This is a genomic window from Arthrobacter sp. MA-N2 (assembly GCF_000517125.1).
GTDB lineage: Bacteria > Actinomycetota > Actinomycetes > Actinomycetales > Micrococcaceae > Arthrobacter > Arthrobacter methylotrophus.
In genome coordinates, this window is the sequence record NZ_KI912155.1 from 1,793,009 (window position 1) to 1,808,924 (window position 15,916).

A 15,916-nucleotide genomic window follows, 5' to 3' on the forward strand; every position below is an offset into this window, starting at 1 on the left:
GCCGGGCCTGAACGGCCCGCCACACCCCAACGCATGCTGCAGGCCGAAGCCGTATTGCGAACCTGCACCATTTTGGCTCAAAGGAGAGTTAAATGAAGCTTTCGTCTATCACAACCGTGCCCTTAAACCGTAGGAGACTCCTGCTGACGGCGTCGGCAGCCATCGTGGCGCTGGGGCTCAGCGCCTGCAGCGCTGCGGCTTCCACCCCAACAGGCGCGGGGGCGTCCACTCCGATCACCATCGGCTTGATCCCCATTATCGATGTCGCACCGGTCCAGCTCGGGGTCCAGCAGGGTTTCTTCAAGGATCAAGGCCTCACCCCGACCATTGAGTCGGCAGCCACCGGTGCAGCCATCGTTCCCGCCGTCGTGAGCGGGCAATACCAGTTCGGCTTCAGCAACGGTGTGTCGTTGCTGGTCGCCGCCTCAAAGGGCATTCCCGTCCAGATCATCGCCAGCGGGGTCTCCACCGTGGGCGGCGGCCCAGCGGTCGAGCCCGAGGGAGTGGTGGTGCGAAACGACAGCGCCATCAAGTCAGCCAAGGATCTGTCCGGCAAGACGATCGCTGTCGCCGTACGCAACAGCCTGACGGATACGGCGGTCAGCGCCGCGGTAAAGAACGACGGCGGTGATCCCACCACGATCCGGTACGTCGAGATCCCCCTCGCTGACATTCCCGCAGTTGTGCAGCGGGGCGAAGCAGACGCCGGGGAGGTTGTGGAACCATTCCTTGCCCAGTCCAAGAACCTGGGTTTGCGTTCAGTGGCGTCCAGCTTCGCTTCGGCAACGTCCAACCCGAACCTGACGGTTAGTTACTACTTCACGTCAAAGGACTTCGCGCAGCAGCACCCCGATGTTGTCCAGAAGTTTGTCACGGCCTTGGACAAGTCCAAGGCGTATGCCCAAGGAAACAGTGATGCAGTACGCAAGATCCTTCCGACGTACACCAAGATCGACGCCGCGACGGGTCCGAAGCTGAACTTGCCGAAGTGGACTGCAGGCCTCGATCGCGGATCGTTGGAACTGCTTGGCGACTTGGCGTACAACGGGAAGCTGCTCACCGCCAAGCCAAATGTGGCAGGGCTACTCCCGTGAGTCTCGCTCCACGGTCCCCGGGACTGCTTCGCTCTCAAGGGCGGAACGCAGTTCTGGGGGCGGCGGGCCTTCTGGCCGTCGTAGTGGTCGCTGAGGTCCTACCGCGCAGCGGGGCAGTAGATGCGCGCTTCATCCCGCCTTTCAGCGATATCGCCACGGTTCTCATAGGACAATTGGGTGAAGGCGCATTCTGGGTGGCGCTCGGCCAGACGCTAACAGGATGGATCGTGGGCCTCGCCATCGCGATGGCGGGAGGGATCGCCGTCGGGGGTTTTCTGGGAACGGTGCCTTTTGCCCGGAACTACACCGCCTCGACTATCGAGTTCCTGCGCCCCATTCCTTCAGTTGCCCTCATCCCTCTGGTAGTGCTGCTTTTTGGCAGCCGTCCGCCGGCGGCCCTGGTCCTGGTTGTCTACGCGGCGTTCTTCCAGATCCTCATCCAGGTCATTTACGGCCTTGCCGACGTGGACCCTGTTGTCCGGGACACCGGCCGCGCCTACCGCTTTTCCAGATTCACCATGGGAACCAAGGTGCTCTGGCCAACTGCCCTTCCGTACATCGTCACCGGATTCCGTCTCGCCGCATGGGTGGCGCTGATCATCGAAATCACCGCAGAGCTCGTCATCGGGGTGCCTGGCCTTGGCCGAACTATCGGGATTGCCCAGGCTTCCGGGGCGGTCCCGGAAACCTATGCACTCGTGATCGTGGTGGGGCTGATCGGCGTGGCCGTCAATCAATGCACCAGCCAACTCCAGCGTCGCATTTTGAGCTGGCACCCCTCCACCCGAAAGGACCTTTGATGAAGCTCCGTTGGCTCGTCGGGCGAATTTCGAGAATGGTTGCCCTGCCCGCGATTCTCCTTCTGGCGTGGTGGGCCTTCTCTTACGGGAGTACCAACCCGTACTGGCCCTCGCTGGCGGTCATCTTCGATGCCTTTCCGGGAACGTGGACCCCTGAGCGGCTGATCGGCGACATGCTTCCGAGCCTGGCAAGACTCCTGCTCGGCTACGCGATGGCGCTCGCCTTTGGCGTTGCGTTGGGAACCGCCATAGGGTCCTTGCCAACGTTGCGTGCGCTGTGCGATCCCATCCTTGAGTTCGTCAGGGCAGTTCCACCACCGATCCTGCTCCCCATCGTGGCACTCTTTGCCGGCTACACGAGCGAGACGTCCAAGATCGTCACCATCGGGTTGGGATGCACGTGGCCGATCCTGCTCAACACGATAGAAGGCGTGCGCTCCCTTGAAGCGGGACTACTCGATGCCGCACGAAGCTTCAGGTTCCGCCCTTCAACCCGGCTTTTCAAAGTCATCCTGCCGGGAGCCAGCCCCCGCATTGCGGCAGGAGCCCGCCTGTCGCTTGCGATCGGCGTCGTTCTCATGGTGATCAGTGAAATGTTCGCTGCTGATCGCGGACTCGGCGCCTCCGTGGTCCAGTTCCAACGCACGTTCGCCATCCCGCAGATGTGGACGGGCATTATGGTGCTCGGCCTCATCGGCGTCGCGCTTTCCGCCATATTTCAGTTCGTCGAGAGCAGGGTTCTGGCGTGGTACCACGGTCAGCGACGAACCGCTCGCACCAGCCCATGAGAAAGGCCACTCACATGTCATTTTCAACCGCAGGCGCATACGCCGAACCCGCCGAACCCGGCCTTATCGCCCTCGACGTTGTAGGAATCAAGAAGTCGTACAACACTGCATCCGGGCCTGTTGAGGTCGTGGAGAACCTCACATTCAGTGTCAGGAAGGGCGAATTCGTCTGCATCGTTGGTCCCTCTGGATCCGGCAAGACCACACTGCTCCGCTGCATCGCAGGGCTGACCGAGCTGTCCGGGGGAGAGGTGATTCTCGATGGCCGGGCGATCTCGGGGCCACCAGCCGGAATGGCGATCGTGTTCCAGGATTATGGTCGCAGCCTGTTCCCTTGGTTGACCGTCAGGGAGAACGTCGAGCTGCCGCTGAAGGAAAAAGGTTTGCCCCGGAGCGAGCGACGCAAACGGGCGGACGCAGCACTGGAAGCTGTTGGTTTGCCGGACAGCGCGCATGCTCACCCCTGGCAGCTCTCGGGTGGGATGCAGCAGCGCGTCGCCATCGCACGCGCAGTTGCCTACGAACCCAGTGTCCTGCTGATGGATGAGCCATTCGCCGCGGTGGACGCGCAGACCCGCGCAGAGATCCAGGACCTCGTTCGATCGCTCTGGGAGCGACTGGGCGTAACGGTCCTCTTCGTCACCCACGATATTGATGAAGCCGTGTACCTGGCCCAACGCGTCGTCGTACTGTCGAACAAACCGACCGTTGTCCTGGAGGAAGTCTTTGTTGATCTCCCCACACAGCGGGACCAGTTGTCCACCCGCACCGATCCGCGCTTCGCTGATTTGAGGGCGCACGTGTACTCGCTGATTCAACTGGCGAAGCGCGGCAAGGAAGCGATGGCACCGGAATTACGCGCAACCTCCTCCTGAGCTGCGAGTCCGGCTACGGCTCGCGATGGCGCCTGGTCTCCTGCACCTCGTCGGCAACCCACGGCCGATGCCCGCGGTGGAATACCATGCCCTCGGGCAGATCTTGGATGGATGGAACGGAGTCCACAATGTCGATTGTGACCCGGCCGCCCGCTAACGGGGCGTTGGAAATGTGCAGATTGCCGTAGGAGCTGGGAAGCACGGGATCCATCCATAGCTCACCGCGGGATACATGGGTGTCGTAACGCATCAGGTTCGTCACGAGCTGGATGGGCGTGGTCGCTGCCCATGCCTGCGGCGAGCATGCCGTCGGATAGGGCACGGGCGCGGAGAACTGGTCCCGACTGAGACCACAGAACAGCTCGGGCAGCCGGCCCTGGAAGCATTCGGCTGCCTCGAACAGCGCGGTAGAGATCCGTTGTGCCTCGCTGACGAAGCCATAGCGCAACAGACCGGTTGCGATGATTGCATTGTCATGCGGCCAGACTGAACCGTTGTGGTAACTGGCGGGATTGTAGGCGCCCATATCGGTGGCCAGGGTCCGCACCCCCCACCCGCTGAACATTTCCGGGGACATCAGCCGTTCCGCCACGTGGGGGGCCTTGTCCTCATCCACGAGCCCAAGCCAAAGGCAATGGCCCATGTTCGAAGCGCACGCGTCGACGGGTTGCTTCTTGCCGTCCAGGGCGATGGCGTAGTAGCCGCGATCGGGCATCCAGAATTGTTCGTTGAACCTCTTCTTCAATTTCGCCGCCCGATCGGACAACTCATCGCCGAGTGACACGTCACCGGCGTCGTACGCGATGCGTGCGCAAGCCAAGTAGGCGGTGTAGACGTAGGCCTGTACCTCACAGAGCGCGATCGGCGGCTCGGCCAGGCGACCGTCGGCGAAGTTGATTCCGTCCCAAGAGTCTTTCCAACCCTGATTGATCAGCCCGACGGCGTTAAGGCGGCTGTATTCGACGAATCCGTCGCCGTCCTTGTCTCCATAATCACGTATCCACTCCAGTGCGCGGTCCGCGTGGGGCAGAAGGGCAGCGATGGTATCCGCCGCGAATCCCCACCGGCTCACCGATCCAAGCACCATCACAAACAGGGGCGTCGCGTCGACGCTGCCGTAGTATGCGGATTTCCCTCCCAGGGCAAGGCCGCTGGAGACGTCCAACCTGATCTCATGGAGGATCTTGCCCGGTTCCTCTTCGCTTATTGGATCAACCACGGCGCCTTGGCGTTCCGCGAGCGTCTGCAGCGTCCCCAAGGCTAGCGCGGGGTCCACCGGAAGAGCCATCTGGGAGGCCAAGAGCGAGTCTCGACCGAACAGGGTCATGAACCATGGTGCTCCGGCGGCCACCACCACGCGCTCCGGATGGTTCGGATCCTCAATGCGCAGAGCGCCTAAGTCGTCGTAGCTGTATCGCAGGGTCCGTTCGATGGAGCGGTTTCCCAACTGGATTACCGGAATTTTCGCCACCCACTGCTGGCGACGCCGGTCGCTGGGGGAGAGTTCACCCGCGCTCGGATGAACAAACAGCGCTTCACGGCTGGCTCCGTCAACGAGGGGTACCGCGCTGACGACTTTGCTCCATTGGCCATGCGGCGGGATCGACACCTTGTATGTGATGGCCTCCGGCACGATATTTGCTCCGGGTGCACGCACGACCATGCCCTTCCGCACTTCCTGCCAGATGCCCCGGATTATCAGCGCCTCGCGATCAGCTTGGCGGGTTTCTTCCCAACGCCGCTGGATCCGCGCCTCTTTCACTTCGAATAGATCCGCGAAATCGCACTCGACGCTCAAGGAAACAACGCATTCGGCAGGATCCAGGCCAAAGTTTCGGATGGTAATCCGCTCCATGACTCCGGCGCCGACTTCACGCAGGCGTTCCACGAGAAGCGGACTATCCGCATATCCATTGGATCGGGCAACGCGGCAAGCAAACAGCGCCCGGTACGGCTCCTTGGTCTCCGCCGCCAGCGGCTCCAGCGTCTGGCCATTTACCGCTAGGCTCCAGCCGGACACGATGCGGGTGTCCTCGAAGAAAACTCCGTGGGGGAGTACGGGAACGATATCGCCGTTCGGCGATGAAATACAAAAGGAGGTGCCCTCTACAAGGGTGACCGTGCCAGCACCCAGAGGCCCGGCAGCCGTGTCAGTATTCCATCCCGCCATCCTCGGCTCCCTCGACGCGCTGAACGAGACGCCGCATCCAGCGGACCTAAGCGCCAGCGGCCGCATTCATCACTCCAACGACGCTACGCCGCTCTTCTCCTTGGCACCAGATGAAGCGGATCGATTCTCTTCGGCGTGCGGTGGGGACGGCACCGAGCCCTTTGTCACGAGGTCGAGATACTCAAGGGCAAACTCCCCGTATGCAAGCCAAGCCAGGTTGGCCATCCTCGCGATGGAACGCCGGAGTTGAGCGCACAGAACTGCCCGGGCAGGCAGTTCTGTGCGCACTTCGTTCCCAGCCTGGTCGAAGATTTTGGAATTCGAACTCTTGCCTGTGGTCATGACCAGGACGTCCCTAGGGTGGCGGTCATTGCGCTTCGAAGGGAAGGACCCGGGGGACGGTGGTCCCGCAATGTTCTTCGTCAGAGCTTGTACTCCTTGAGGAGGCTGCGGCCGATGATCATCTTTTGGATGTCGGACGTGCCTTCGCCGATCAGCATGAACGCGGCCTCGCGGTAGAGCCGCTCGATCTCGAATTCCTTGGAGTAGCCATAGCCGCCATGAATGCGGAAGGAAGCCTCGACAACTTCCTTGCAGTACTCGCTGGCCAGCATCTTTGCCATGCCGGCCTCGACATCGTTGCGCTCGCCGGAGTCTTTCTTGCGGGCGGCGCGCACCACCATGGCGTTGGCAGCTTCCACCTTGGTAGCCATTTCGGCCAGGCGGAACAAGACTGCTTGATGGTCTGCGATCTTCTTGCCGAAGGTTTCACGCTGCTGCGCGTACGCAACGGCCAGCTCGAAGGCCCTGTTCGCGATGCCAACGGCCCGCGCGGCAACATTGACGCGACCCACTTCGACGCCGTCCATCATCTGGTAGAAGCCCTTGCCCGGGACGCCGCCCAGGACTTGGTCCGCGGATATCCGGTGCTGGTCCAAGTACATCTCCGTGGTCTCTACGCCCTTGTAGCCCATCTTGTCGATCTTGCCCGGAATGGTGACGCCCTGGGCGGTCTCCCCAAACCCGGCTTCCTTCTCGACCAGGAAGGTTGTGAGGTTGCGGTAGACGCTCTCCGCGCCTTCGTCGGTCTTCGTCAAGACCGCCACGAGAGTGGAGGTGGCGCCGTTGGTCAGCCACATCTTCTGCCCGGTGATTTCGAAGGAGCCGTCGCTGAGTTGCTTGGCCTTGGTGGAGACGGCGGCAACATCCGAACCCAGGCCTGGTTCGGACATGGAGAAGGCGCCGCGTACCTCACCGGTGGCCATGCGCGGCAGATACTTCTGCTTCTGCTCCTCGGTGCCGTGCTGCATGAGCATGTAGGCGACGATGAAATGCGTGTTGATGACGCCCGAGACGCTCATCCATCCGCGAGCGATCTCTTCGACGACCAGGGCGTACGTCAGCAGCGATTCGCCGAGTCCGCCATACTCCTCAGGAATCGTGAGGCCGAAAATGCCAAGTTCCTTCAGCCCTTCCACGATCGCGGAGGGGTATTCGTCCTTGTGCTCGAGCTCGGTGGCGACCGGGATGATTTCCCGGTCCACGAACTGCCGGACCGTTTGCAGGATCTCCTCCTGAATTTCGGTCAGTCCGTCAGTGGTCACGAGACGTCCCATGCTGGCTCACGCTTCCTTAATCATGTCGGTCAGGAGTGGATCCTCCCTGTTATTTGTCGACTATATACTATATGTTAAGTAGGGAACATGGGTCACGAAGGAGAATCCAAATGGGTGTGAGGACACTGTGAGCGGTCCGCTAGCAGGGGTACGCGTGGTGGTACTTGCCGGAATGGGACCCACTCCGTTTGCGTCCATGCTTCTGGCTGACATGGGAGCCGACGTCGTGAGGATCTGCCGCCCACCCGGGCGGGCCAGGCAGTCTGGAACTCCGGCCGACGCTATGACGGCAGAACAGGACATCGTGAACCGGGGCGTCACTTCGGTGGCGGTCGACCTTAAGGATCCTGCCGGCGTCGAACGCGTCCTGGAACTCGTAGGGCGCGCGGAGGTCTTTATTGAGGGTTTCCGGCCTGGAGCCGCCGAACGGCTCGGGCTGGGACCTGAGGCATTGCTGGCCGCGCGGCCCAACCTCGTCTACGCGCGGCTCACCGGTTACGGACAGTCGGGACCGTTGGCCCTCGAGGCCGGCCACGATCTGAACTATGTGGCCCAGTCCGGCGCGCTCAGTGCACTGGGGAGGAAGGACGAGGCGCCCCATGCGCCCATCAACCTGCTGGGCGACTACGCCGGTGGGGGAGCGCTGGCCGCGTTCGGGATCGTGTGCGCAGTGCTGGAAGCCCGCCGTTCCGGGCTCGGCCAGGTCATTGATTCCGCCATGGCGGACGGGGTTGCCCTACTGACCTCCAAGATCCAGGGATTGCGGGCCGCGGGGCTCTTCAGCGATGAGCGAGGAACGAACTTCATCGACACCGGTGCCCCCTACTACGACACCTACCTGTGCGCCGATGGGAAGTACCTTGCTGTCGGCGCCATCGAACCACACTTCTACCAGGAATTCATTTCCCGGCTAGGCGTGGAGACCAGCGGCTGGCCCGGACAGGACGAGCGGGCATCCTGGCCTCAGCTCCGCGAAGTCATTGGGGCAGCCGTCGGCGCCAAGACCCGCGACGAATGGGCCGCCGTCTACGCCGGCAGCGATGCATGCGTGACCCCGGTGCTCAACTTCGAAGAAGCAGCGCAGCATCCCCACAACGCCGAACGCGGCATGTACCAGCGCGTGGCCGGCGTTTTGCATCCCGCCCCGTCGCCCCGTTTCAGCCGTACTCCGGCCCGCGCCCCACAGGCTCCGAGCCAACGCGACGTCGACGTCCCGGAACTGCTCTCGCGCTGGGACGCGCAAGAAAACACCACCACCCCGGTGGACACCGATCGAAAGGGACAATCATGATCGAGAAATACCAGGCGCAGTTCAAACGGCTAACTTTTGAAAGCAACCAGAAAGGCGTCTTGGAGGTAATCTTCGACGGCCCCGGCCTGAACGCCGTGGATGAAGCAACCCACCACGAGATTCCGCGCATCTGGCCCGTCATCGATGCGGATCCGGAAGTAAGGGTGGTTTTGGTGCGCGGCGCTGGACGGGCATTCTCCGCCGGCGGCAGCTTCGACCTCATTGACAAGCAGATTGAGGACTACGGAACACGCGTCCGGATCATGCGGGAATCGCGTGACCTCTTTTACAACATCATCAATTGCAACAAGCCGATCATCTCCGCCATCCATGGTCCTGCCGTAGGTGCAGGCCTCGTGGTAGCGCTCATGGCGGACATCTCCATCGCGGCCAAGGACGCGAGGATCATCGATGGCCACACCCGTCTCGGCGTTGCCGCCGGCGACCACGCAGCCATGGTCTGGCCGTTGCTGTGCGGTATGGCGAAGGCTAAATACCTTCTGCTGACCTGCCGCGAGATTTCCGGTGAAGCAGCCGAACGCGCAGGCTTGGTTTCCGTCACTGTGGACAAGGAAGACCTGCTGGACATTGCGCGGGAAATCGCCGGCGAGCTCAGCGCCGGAGCCCAGGAAGCACTCCGCTGGACCAAATACACCCTCAACCAGTGGTACCGGCAGAATGCCCCGATCTTCGACGCCGGGCTCGGCCTCGAGTTCCTCGGCTTCGGCGGGCAGGATGTTGTTGAAGGCGTCGCTTCCCACCGCGAGCGTCGCGCTCCGGAGTTCAGCGGGGTCGTCACGTCATGACGAATGCCGCCGATCTCTTCTTCCGCCCCCGAAGCGTCGTCGTCTATGGCGCGTCTTCGGACCCGGACAAGCTCTCCGGCCGGCCGTTGGCTTACCTGCTCAAGTTCGGTTTTCCAGGGAAGATCTACGCCGTCAACCCGCATCGTGACCAAGTACAGGGAGTCGATGCATACAAAGACATCGCTTCGGTGCCAGGGCCGGTGGACCTAGCGGTCATCGTGGTTCCGGCCGCCTCTGTCCTGGACGCTGTCCAGCGCTGCGCCGATGCCGGAGTGGGTGCGGCCACCATCTTCGCGTCGGGCTTCGCAGAGACAGGTGACGCCGGCGCACCCCTGCAGGACGAGATCACCCGCATTTCGCGGTCCAGCGGGATGCGCGTTCTGGGCCCGAATTGCCTGGGTACCTTTTCCGCGCCGGATAAGGCCTTCGCGACCTTCTCCACCGCCTTCGACGACGATAGCGAGCGGCCGGATTCCCCTATCGCGTTGGTTTCACAGTCCGGCGCCGTAGGCACGTTCACTTACAGCACCATGAACTCCCTGGGCCTCGGGGCCCGCTTTTACGCAAACACCGGCAACGAGTCCGACCTCACGTCCGTCGAGATGCTCGCAGGCCTGGTGGGAAATCCAGGTGTGGAGATCCTCATGGGACATATCGAGGGCGCGAAGGATCTCGAGGCATTGAGCGAGCTTGCCAAAGCGGCCAGCGACAACAACAAGCCTCTGTTGCTGCTGAAGTCGGGCAGGACCGCGGCCGGTGCCCGCGCCGTCGCGAAGCACACGGCGAGCATTGCCGGCGACGACGCGGCGTTCAACGCGGCGCTTGCCCCGCACAGCGCCGTGCGCGTTGAAAGCATGCAAGCCTGGTCGGATGCCGCGCTGGCATTCTCTGCCGGGCGTCGTGCTGCCGGCCGGCGGCTGACGATCGTCACTTTGAGTGGCGGCGTGGGCGCCCTGGCGGCGGACCGCGCCGTCGAACTGGGCCTGGCTGTGGACACCTGGACCGAATCCGGCGATCGCGAGGAACTGGCGGCGCAACTGCCGTCCTTCGCCTCGGTGGCCAATCCGATCGACATGACCGGCGTCATGATCAACGATCTGGACTTGCTGGACCGGGCCTTGCGGGTGACCGCCGAGAACGCCGAGACCGACGCTTTATTGCTTGTCCTGGGCAATGCGGACAAGGGGGCCGATGAGATCGTGAAGCGCCTGGTGGCCGGATACCGGAGCACCACCAAGCCGTTCGTCGTGGTGTGGACCGGCGGCTCCGGCCGTCCATTGCAGGAACTGCTCAAAGCCGGAGTGCCTGCTTACGCGGAGGCTGACCGCGCAATGCACGCCTTGAGCCGGGTGGTTGAATACAGCCTGCGGCCCGGCTGGGCAGCAAATAACTGAGCTTGACGCAACGGCGCGCCAAGCACTGACGGGGTAGGCCTGAAATGGCCTACCCCGTCAGTGTTTTCGCCTCTGGCCCCGTGGCTTCTAGCGGCGGAGTTCCGTCACTTGCCGAGCGCGGTCATTTTCCAGTCGAGGACCGGCTCCGACTCGTCATTGTCTCGCTTGGCGGCCACGAGCACGCGCAGGGTGATGGCCTTGAGGTCCCCGGCCAAGTGTTCCACGTCCAGAACTTCGATGGTGGACACAAGCGTGTCGCCTTCGCGCACGGGGCCGATATGGTCGCAGCTATGCCAGCCCGCGATGGTGATCAGGTTCGGAAGGGTCCGCGTGAGCTGTGCAAGAGCGAGCCCGATAGTGTGGCCGCCATAGACGAGCCGCCCTGATGGCTGGCTGAAGCGGTCATGGTGAACGTGCGCAAGGTTAAGGGAGAGCCGCGCCAACTCTGTGGCATTGGAAACCACGTCTCCCGCTTCCAGGATCCACCTGTCGCCCTTGGCGATGTTGTTCGACGCCGGGAATCCGGACAGATCCCACGAGGCCACTGCGGCGCTCATTGACCTGCCATCCGGGTCGGTACCGATTGCACTCAGGTCATCGGCGTGCCCGCTGCGCACCTCAGGCGAACTCAAGGGCAGCATTGCGCAGCGCCAGAAATCAAGCACCAGGCGCTCGTCCTGGTCTCGGGTCGTGATCCGCAGTGCTGCCAGCCCGCTTGCTCGACTGGCATTCTGCCGCAGGCCGACCACTTCGGTTCTGGTGGTGAGGGTGTCTCCGATGGATGGGAGACGATGGAAGGCGAGGCCGCGGTAGAAAAGGTTCGCGACTACGCGCCGGGTCACCAGGGTCGACTGCCCGATCGCCACGTCCCATACGAAGGAAGGGTCCGCGAGCTCGGAGCCGGCCACGCGGCGGGCGAGACCCGCATCGAGCGACAACCGAAGTCTGCCCCCCAGAATGGACTGATGGACAGCCGCCCGTCCTGCGGTCAGGCTCAAGCTCGGGGCGGTGTCAAACACATCCCCGACATTCAGCTCGTCGAAGTAGGGTCCCTCGTGGCTGCTCATGACGCTGCCGTCCGGGCAAGGACACGGCGGGCTTGCACTGCAACGGCCTCGTCCAACATCCGGCCGCGCCACTCCACCGCGCCCCGGCCGTCTGCTACGGCTTCGTCCATGGCAGCAAGGAGGCCCTGTGCTTCTTCAACATCCTCGGCGGCGGGAGTGAATGCAGCCTGGACAACCGGGGCCTGGCGGGGATGGATGACCCATTTGCCGTCGAAGCCTAGTGATTCTGCCGTAGATGCGGCCATCTCCAAGGCCTCGTCGGCGTGAACCGTCAGCAACGGGCCGTCGACGGCCTGGATGCCGGCGATCCGCGCCGCCAGGACGACGGCATCCTGGGCAAACAGCCATGGGGCCTCCGCCCGGCGGCCAAGCGATGCGCCCAGGTCGGCGTAGCCAATGATGAGTGAGACCACCCGGACTGACGCAGTGGCGATGGCGCGGACGTCGCCGATGCCACGCGCCGATTCGATGAGTGCCTGGATCTCGACGGCGGCACCGCGGCCGCGCTCCTTCTCGAGCCGGGCGAGTTCCCGCTCCACTGCGGCGATGTCACCTCCGCTATCGACCTTAGGCAGCACGATCGAGGTGATCGCATCGTTTGCGACCACGGCGGCCAGGTCCTGCAGCAGCCAAGGGGAGCCCGGGCAATTGACCCTGACTGCGATGCTGCCGCGTTCACGGACGGAAAGGGCTCCAAGCGCGGCCCGCGCCTCGGTCTTGCGGCCGGGGGCTACGGCGTCTTCGAGGTCGACGACGACCTCGTCAACGTCGAACGCCAGGGCTTTGGCCACTTTGGCCGGCTCGCTTGCCGGCACGCAGAGCACCGAACGTCGGGTTGTCATACTGCCTCTCCAATCACTTTGTCATCGTGTAGCTTTCCGAGCTCGGACGGGCTGAGGCCCAGGAACTGCTCGAGCACTTCATCGGTGTGTTGGCCCAGGGACGGTGCCACGGCGGTGGCACCGTAGTGGGCATCGATCCTTATGGCGGAGCGGGCTGAGACGACGCGCCCTATCCCAGGCTGTTCGACGTCGGCCAATACGGAGGGCGTTTGGGCGCGGCGGAAACCCTCCACAACTTCGCTCATGCTGCGGTAGCGGCTCCAGAGTGCGTGACCGTCACTCAGCGCCGTGCTGACTTCGTCGATGGAACGGACCTCAAACCAGGGACGGAGGATGGCGGTGATGGCCTCGCGCTGTCGGTAGCGGTCTCCCTCCGCTGCGAGATTCACTCCCAGGGCCCTCTCGAGGGCCGCGAAGACTTCAGACGTACCCGTAATTTTCAGCAGGGCATGCCACTGGCGGGACGTGAGCGCTACAACCATGACCCGGTGTCCGTCGGCGGATTGGAAGTCCACGCCGTAGCTCCCGTAGAGGTAGTTGCCCACTTTGGGACGATCGGCGGCGAGCTCGTCGGCCTCCGCATACCAGCCCATGTTTGCCAGGCCGGCGAGTGCGACATCGCCCAATGCCACCTCAAGGTAGGCGCCCTCGCCGGTTAGTTCGCGGTGGCGCAGCGAGGCCAATAGGGCGGTGGTAGCTGTCATACCCGTCAGGAGATCCCACGCCGGAAGCACGTGGTTGACCGGCCCGGAAACGCCTGCCGGTCCAGTGATTTCCGGAACGCCTACTTCCGGATTGACCGTATAGTCCACGGCGGGACGCCCGTCGGCGCTGCCGCCGATTCGCACTTGAATGACGTCGGCGCGGCGTTCGGCGAGTCTTTCATAAGCAAGCCAAGAACGGCCAACCTGGTTGTCGACAAGAATCCCGCTTTCCGGCCCTGGGCCGGTTGCGAGGGCCAGCAAAAGCTCCCGTCCCTCAGGCCGCCGAAGATCCAGGGTGACGGAACGCTTCCCCTTATTAAGGCCTGTCCAAAAGAGACTGTCCGCGGAACGCTGGGAGACGGGCCACCGCTTGAAGTCCGGGGCCCCGCCGATCGGATCCACGCGGATGACGTCCGCGCCCAGCTGGGCGAGCGTCATGCAGCCGGATGGGCCCGCGACGAAGCTCGCGCACTCGATAACGCGCAGTCCGGCAAGTGGTTGCTGCGGCTGCTTGGACATGGGTCCTCCTGAAGGTCGTTGGGTGGAAGCGCCGCTGGGGCGTCCTAGACAAGCGCGGCAGTCCTGCCGCCGTCGAGTTGAATTACCTGGCCGGTGAGGAAGCCTGACTGTTGCGAGGCAAGGAACGCAACAGTCCCGCCGAACTCTTCGAGCGTGCCGAACCTTTTCAGGGGCGTCGCCGCCACGCGATCTTCGAGATTGTGGAACTGGGCGAACGTCGGCGTCATGATGGTGGCTGGCGCGATGGAGTTGACCGTGACGCCGTGTTCGGCGATCTCGAGTGACAGGTGCTTCAGTGCGGCCTGGACGCCCGAGCGGAAGATGGTGGAGATTGCGTGGCGCGGCATGGGTTGCTTGACGCTCGCGGAGGTAATACCGACGATGCGACCCCAGCCCTTGCCGATGATCAGGGGCGTGATCTCGCGCAGCACGTTCAACGCTCCTTGGAGCTGATTCCGGTACGCGCTGCTCCAGCGCTCGTCGTCGTCCTCGTCCAGGAACTCCCGCATGGGGCTTGGCGGTCGCGGGGTGTTCAGAATCAGGATGTCGACGCCACCCGATTCGCGCAGCCGACCAGCGAGCTCGACGACGTCGGCGCGGTGGGTGATGTCTCCCGCCAGGGTTTCGATCTCGACCCCAGGATATTGAACAAGGCCTTCCTTTGCGGTTGCCAAGGGGCCGGGGGAGCGGGCGAAGAGCGCTAAATGCACGCCTTCCGCCGCGAGTGCCTTTGCCGCAGCAAAGCCCAGACCGGAGCTGCCGCCGATCACGAGTGCCCGCTTAGCAGTGATTCCGAGGTCCATGACTCTCCTTCGAGTTCCGGCACTGAGGTTGTACTTGAGCCGCGTCGGCATAGGACAGATGACGACCACAAACCAACAAAATATATCTTACACGATGTGACCTTTCATGGTTTGGCGCGGATATACTATATTCATGGCATCCATACAGTCGACAGCCCGTGAAGCCGGGGGCACCAAAGCCTTCACTTATCGACCCAGTCGCGCTCAACGGCAGCAGTTGCCGGAGGAAGTGGCGTCCTATGTTCGCGAGCTGATTGTCTCTGGCTCGGTGAAGCAGGGTGAGTTCTTGCGCATGGAGCGGATCGCCGATGCTGTAGGGGTAAGTAACACCCCCGTTCGCGAGGGGCTCCTGCTTTTGAGCAACGAGGGCTTTGTGAAGCAGGTTCCGCGCAGGGGCTTTGTGGTGGAGACGTTTTCGCCGCAAGACATTAAGGATCTTTTTTGGGCACAGGCTTCCATCGGCGGCGAACTCGCAGCCCGCGCCGCTGAGAGGATTACTCCGGAGCGCCTCGAGCGGCTGGATGCGATGCTCGAACGCTATGATCAGGCCGCTGTCCAAGGTGACACCGAGGCACTGATCGACCTCGGCCATCTGTTCCACCGCGAGATCAACCTAGCCGCCGAGTCGCCCAGGCTCGCCCTGATTCAAGGCTCCGTCGTAAAGCAATTGCCTAACCGGTTCTACGCTGCGATTGATGGTCAGATTCTGGACAGCCGCGAGGAGCACCCCCTCATGGTCGAAGCCCTCCGCGCCGGAAATGCGGTGCGGGCCCGGGAAGTCACCGTGAATCATATTGCCGGCGCCGCCGATCGCCTCATCGATATGCTGCGCCAGCGTGGTCTATGGTCGGATCTGGTCGAAGCACCCGCAGCTTTGGAGCAGTGAGTTTCGGCAGTCCGATCTTGCCGTAACAGCGTGAGCCAAGAGATCGTCCCACGTTTCGAAGTCCGTGGGGAAGATGCCGGCATTCCATAAGGACACTGAATTTGGCGTGCCGGTAGCGGTGGGAGGCGCTCACTACCGCTGCGATGGATGCCGCTGCGGCGATCCCAATGTCTGCCCGCTCAATGAACGCGCCGTTGATGCTTCTCCCACTTTGTCGTTTTGGCGCGTTGTTTAACTCGTTTTATGTCTCAGGTAATGTGC

At 62.9% G+C, this 15,916-nt stretch carries 15 protein-coding genes; 8 read left to right on the forward strand and 7 right to left on the reverse strand.

The window, feature by feature from the left end:
* Positions 1 to 92: 92 nt before the first annotated feature.
* The 4 genes from A3M3_RS0109110 to A3M3_RS24460 are packed head-to-tail and all read left to right on the forward strand — an operon-like array spanning position 93 to position 3,557.
* Entirely contained in the window at positions 93 to 1,094 is a 1,002-nt protein-coding gene (locus tag A3M3_RS0109110) for an ABC transporter substrate-binding protein (RefSeq protein WP_051423069.1), read from the forward strand.
* Positions 1,091 to 1,894, forward strand: a complete 804-nt coding sequence (locus A3M3_RS0109115) for an ABC transporter permease (protein ID WP_231497215.1) — start codon at positions 1,091 to 1,093, stop codon at positions 1,892 to 1,894. The genes A3M3_RS0109110 and A3M3_RS0109115 overlap by 4 nt, the downstream gene beginning before the upstream one ends.
* Entirely contained in the window at positions 1,894 to 2,682 is a 789-nt protein-coding gene (locus tag A3M3_RS0109120; RefSeq protein WP_028266062.1) for an ABC transporter permease, read from the forward strand. Before A3M3_RS0109115 ends, A3M3_RS0109120 begins: the two co-directional genes overlap by 1 nt.
* 14 nt (positions 2,683 to 2,696) lie before the next feature.
* Positions 2,697 to 3,557 (forward strand): ABC transporter ATP-binding protein, encoded by an 861-nt coding sequence (locus A3M3_RS24460; protein ID WP_051423070.1) that lies wholly within the window; start codon positions 2,697 to 2,699, stop codon positions 3,555 to 3,557.
* A gap of 13 nt (positions 3,558 to 3,570) precedes the next feature.
* Here the strand turns inward: A3M3_RS24460 and A3M3_RS0109130 are convergent, their stop codons facing one another.
* From A3M3_RS0109130 to A3M3_RS0109140, 3 genes are all read right to left on the reverse strand, one after another.
* Positions 3,571 to 5,727 carry an amylo-alpha-1,6-glucosidase gene (locus tag A3M3_RS0109130; RefSeq protein ID WP_028266063.1) on the reverse strand — a complete coding sequence of 719 codons (2,157 nt, stop codon included), beginning with the start codon at positions 5,725 to 5,727 and terminating at the stop codon, positions 3,571 to 3,573.
* 69 nt (positions 5,728 to 5,796) lie between these two features.
* Complete coding sequence (locus tag A3M3_RS0109135) at positions 5,797 to 6,069, reverse strand: hypothetical protein (protein WP_028266064.1); 273 nt, start codon at positions 6,067 to 6,069, stop codon at positions 5,797 to 5,799.
* Between the two features lie 80 nt (positions 6,070 to 6,149).
* On the reverse strand, positions 6,150 to 7,343 hold the full coding sequence (locus A3M3_RS0109140) for an acyl-CoA dehydrogenase family protein (protein WP_028266065.1): 1,194 nt from the start codon (positions 7,341 to 7,343) through the stop codon (positions 6,150 to 6,152).
* A 127-nt stretch (positions 7,344 to 7,470) separates the two neighbouring features.
* Here A3M3_RS0109140 and A3M3_RS24465 point away from each other — a divergent pair, with 127 nt between their 5' ends.
* From A3M3_RS24465 to A3M3_RS24470, 3 genes are read left to right on the forward strand one after another with little or no spacing between them, the layout of a single operon-like run.
* Entirely contained in the window at positions 7,471 to 8,634 is a 1,164-nt protein-coding gene (locus A3M3_RS24465; RefSeq protein ID WP_051423071.1) for a CaiB/BaiF CoA transferase family protein, read from the forward strand.
* Entirely contained in the window at positions 8,631 to 9,440 is an 810-nt protein-coding gene (locus A3M3_RS0109150; protein WP_028266066.1) for an enoyl-CoA hydratase/isomerase family protein, read from the forward strand. Before A3M3_RS24465 ends, A3M3_RS0109150 begins: the two co-directional genes overlap by 4 nt.
* Complete coding sequence (locus tag A3M3_RS24470; RefSeq protein WP_051423072.1) at positions 9,437 to 10,834, forward strand: acetate--CoA ligase family protein; 1,398 nt, start codon at positions 9,437 to 9,439, stop codon at positions 10,832 to 10,834. The genes A3M3_RS0109150 and A3M3_RS24470 overlap by 4 nt, the downstream gene beginning before the upstream one ends.
* A gap of 104 nt (positions 10,835 to 10,938) precedes the next feature.
* Here A3M3_RS24470 and A3M3_RS0109160 read toward each other — a convergent pair whose 3' ends face one another.
* The 4 genes from A3M3_RS0109160 to A3M3_RS0109175 are packed head-to-tail and all read right to left on the reverse strand — an operon-like array spanning position 10,939 to position 14,769.
* Positions 10,939 to 11,901, reverse strand: coding sequence for a MaoC family dehydratase (locus A3M3_RS0109160; protein WP_028266067.1), 963 nt, complete (start codon positions 11,899 to 11,901; stop codon positions 10,939 to 10,941).
* Positions 11,898 to 12,743 carry an HpcH/HpaI aldolase/citrate lyase family protein gene (locus A3M3_RS0109165; RefSeq protein WP_028266068.1) on the reverse strand — a complete coding sequence of 282 codons (846 nt, stop codon included), beginning with the start codon at positions 12,741 to 12,743 and terminating at the stop codon, positions 11,898 to 11,900. Before A3M3_RS0109165 ends, A3M3_RS0109160 begins: the two co-directional genes overlap by 4 nt.
* Entirely contained in the window at positions 12,740 to 13,966 is a 1,227-nt protein-coding gene (locus A3M3_RS0109170) for a CoA transferase (RefSeq protein ID WP_028266069.1), read from the reverse strand. Before A3M3_RS0109170 ends, A3M3_RS0109165 begins: the two co-directional genes overlap by 4 nt.
* A gap of 44 nt (positions 13,967 to 14,010) precedes the next feature.
* On the reverse strand, positions 14,011 to 14,769 hold the full coding sequence (locus A3M3_RS0109175; protein ID WP_028266070.1) for an SDR family oxidoreductase: 759 nt from the start codon (positions 14,767 to 14,769) through the stop codon (positions 14,011 to 14,013).
* Between the two features lie 133 nt (positions 14,770 to 14,902).
* Between A3M3_RS0109175 and A3M3_RS0109180 the strand changes: the two genes are divergently transcribed.
* Entirely contained in the window at positions 14,903 to 15,655 is a 753-nt protein-coding gene (locus A3M3_RS0109180) for a GntR family transcriptional regulator (protein ID WP_081736754.1), read from the forward strand.
* Positions 15,656 to 15,916: the final 261 nt, after the last annotated feature.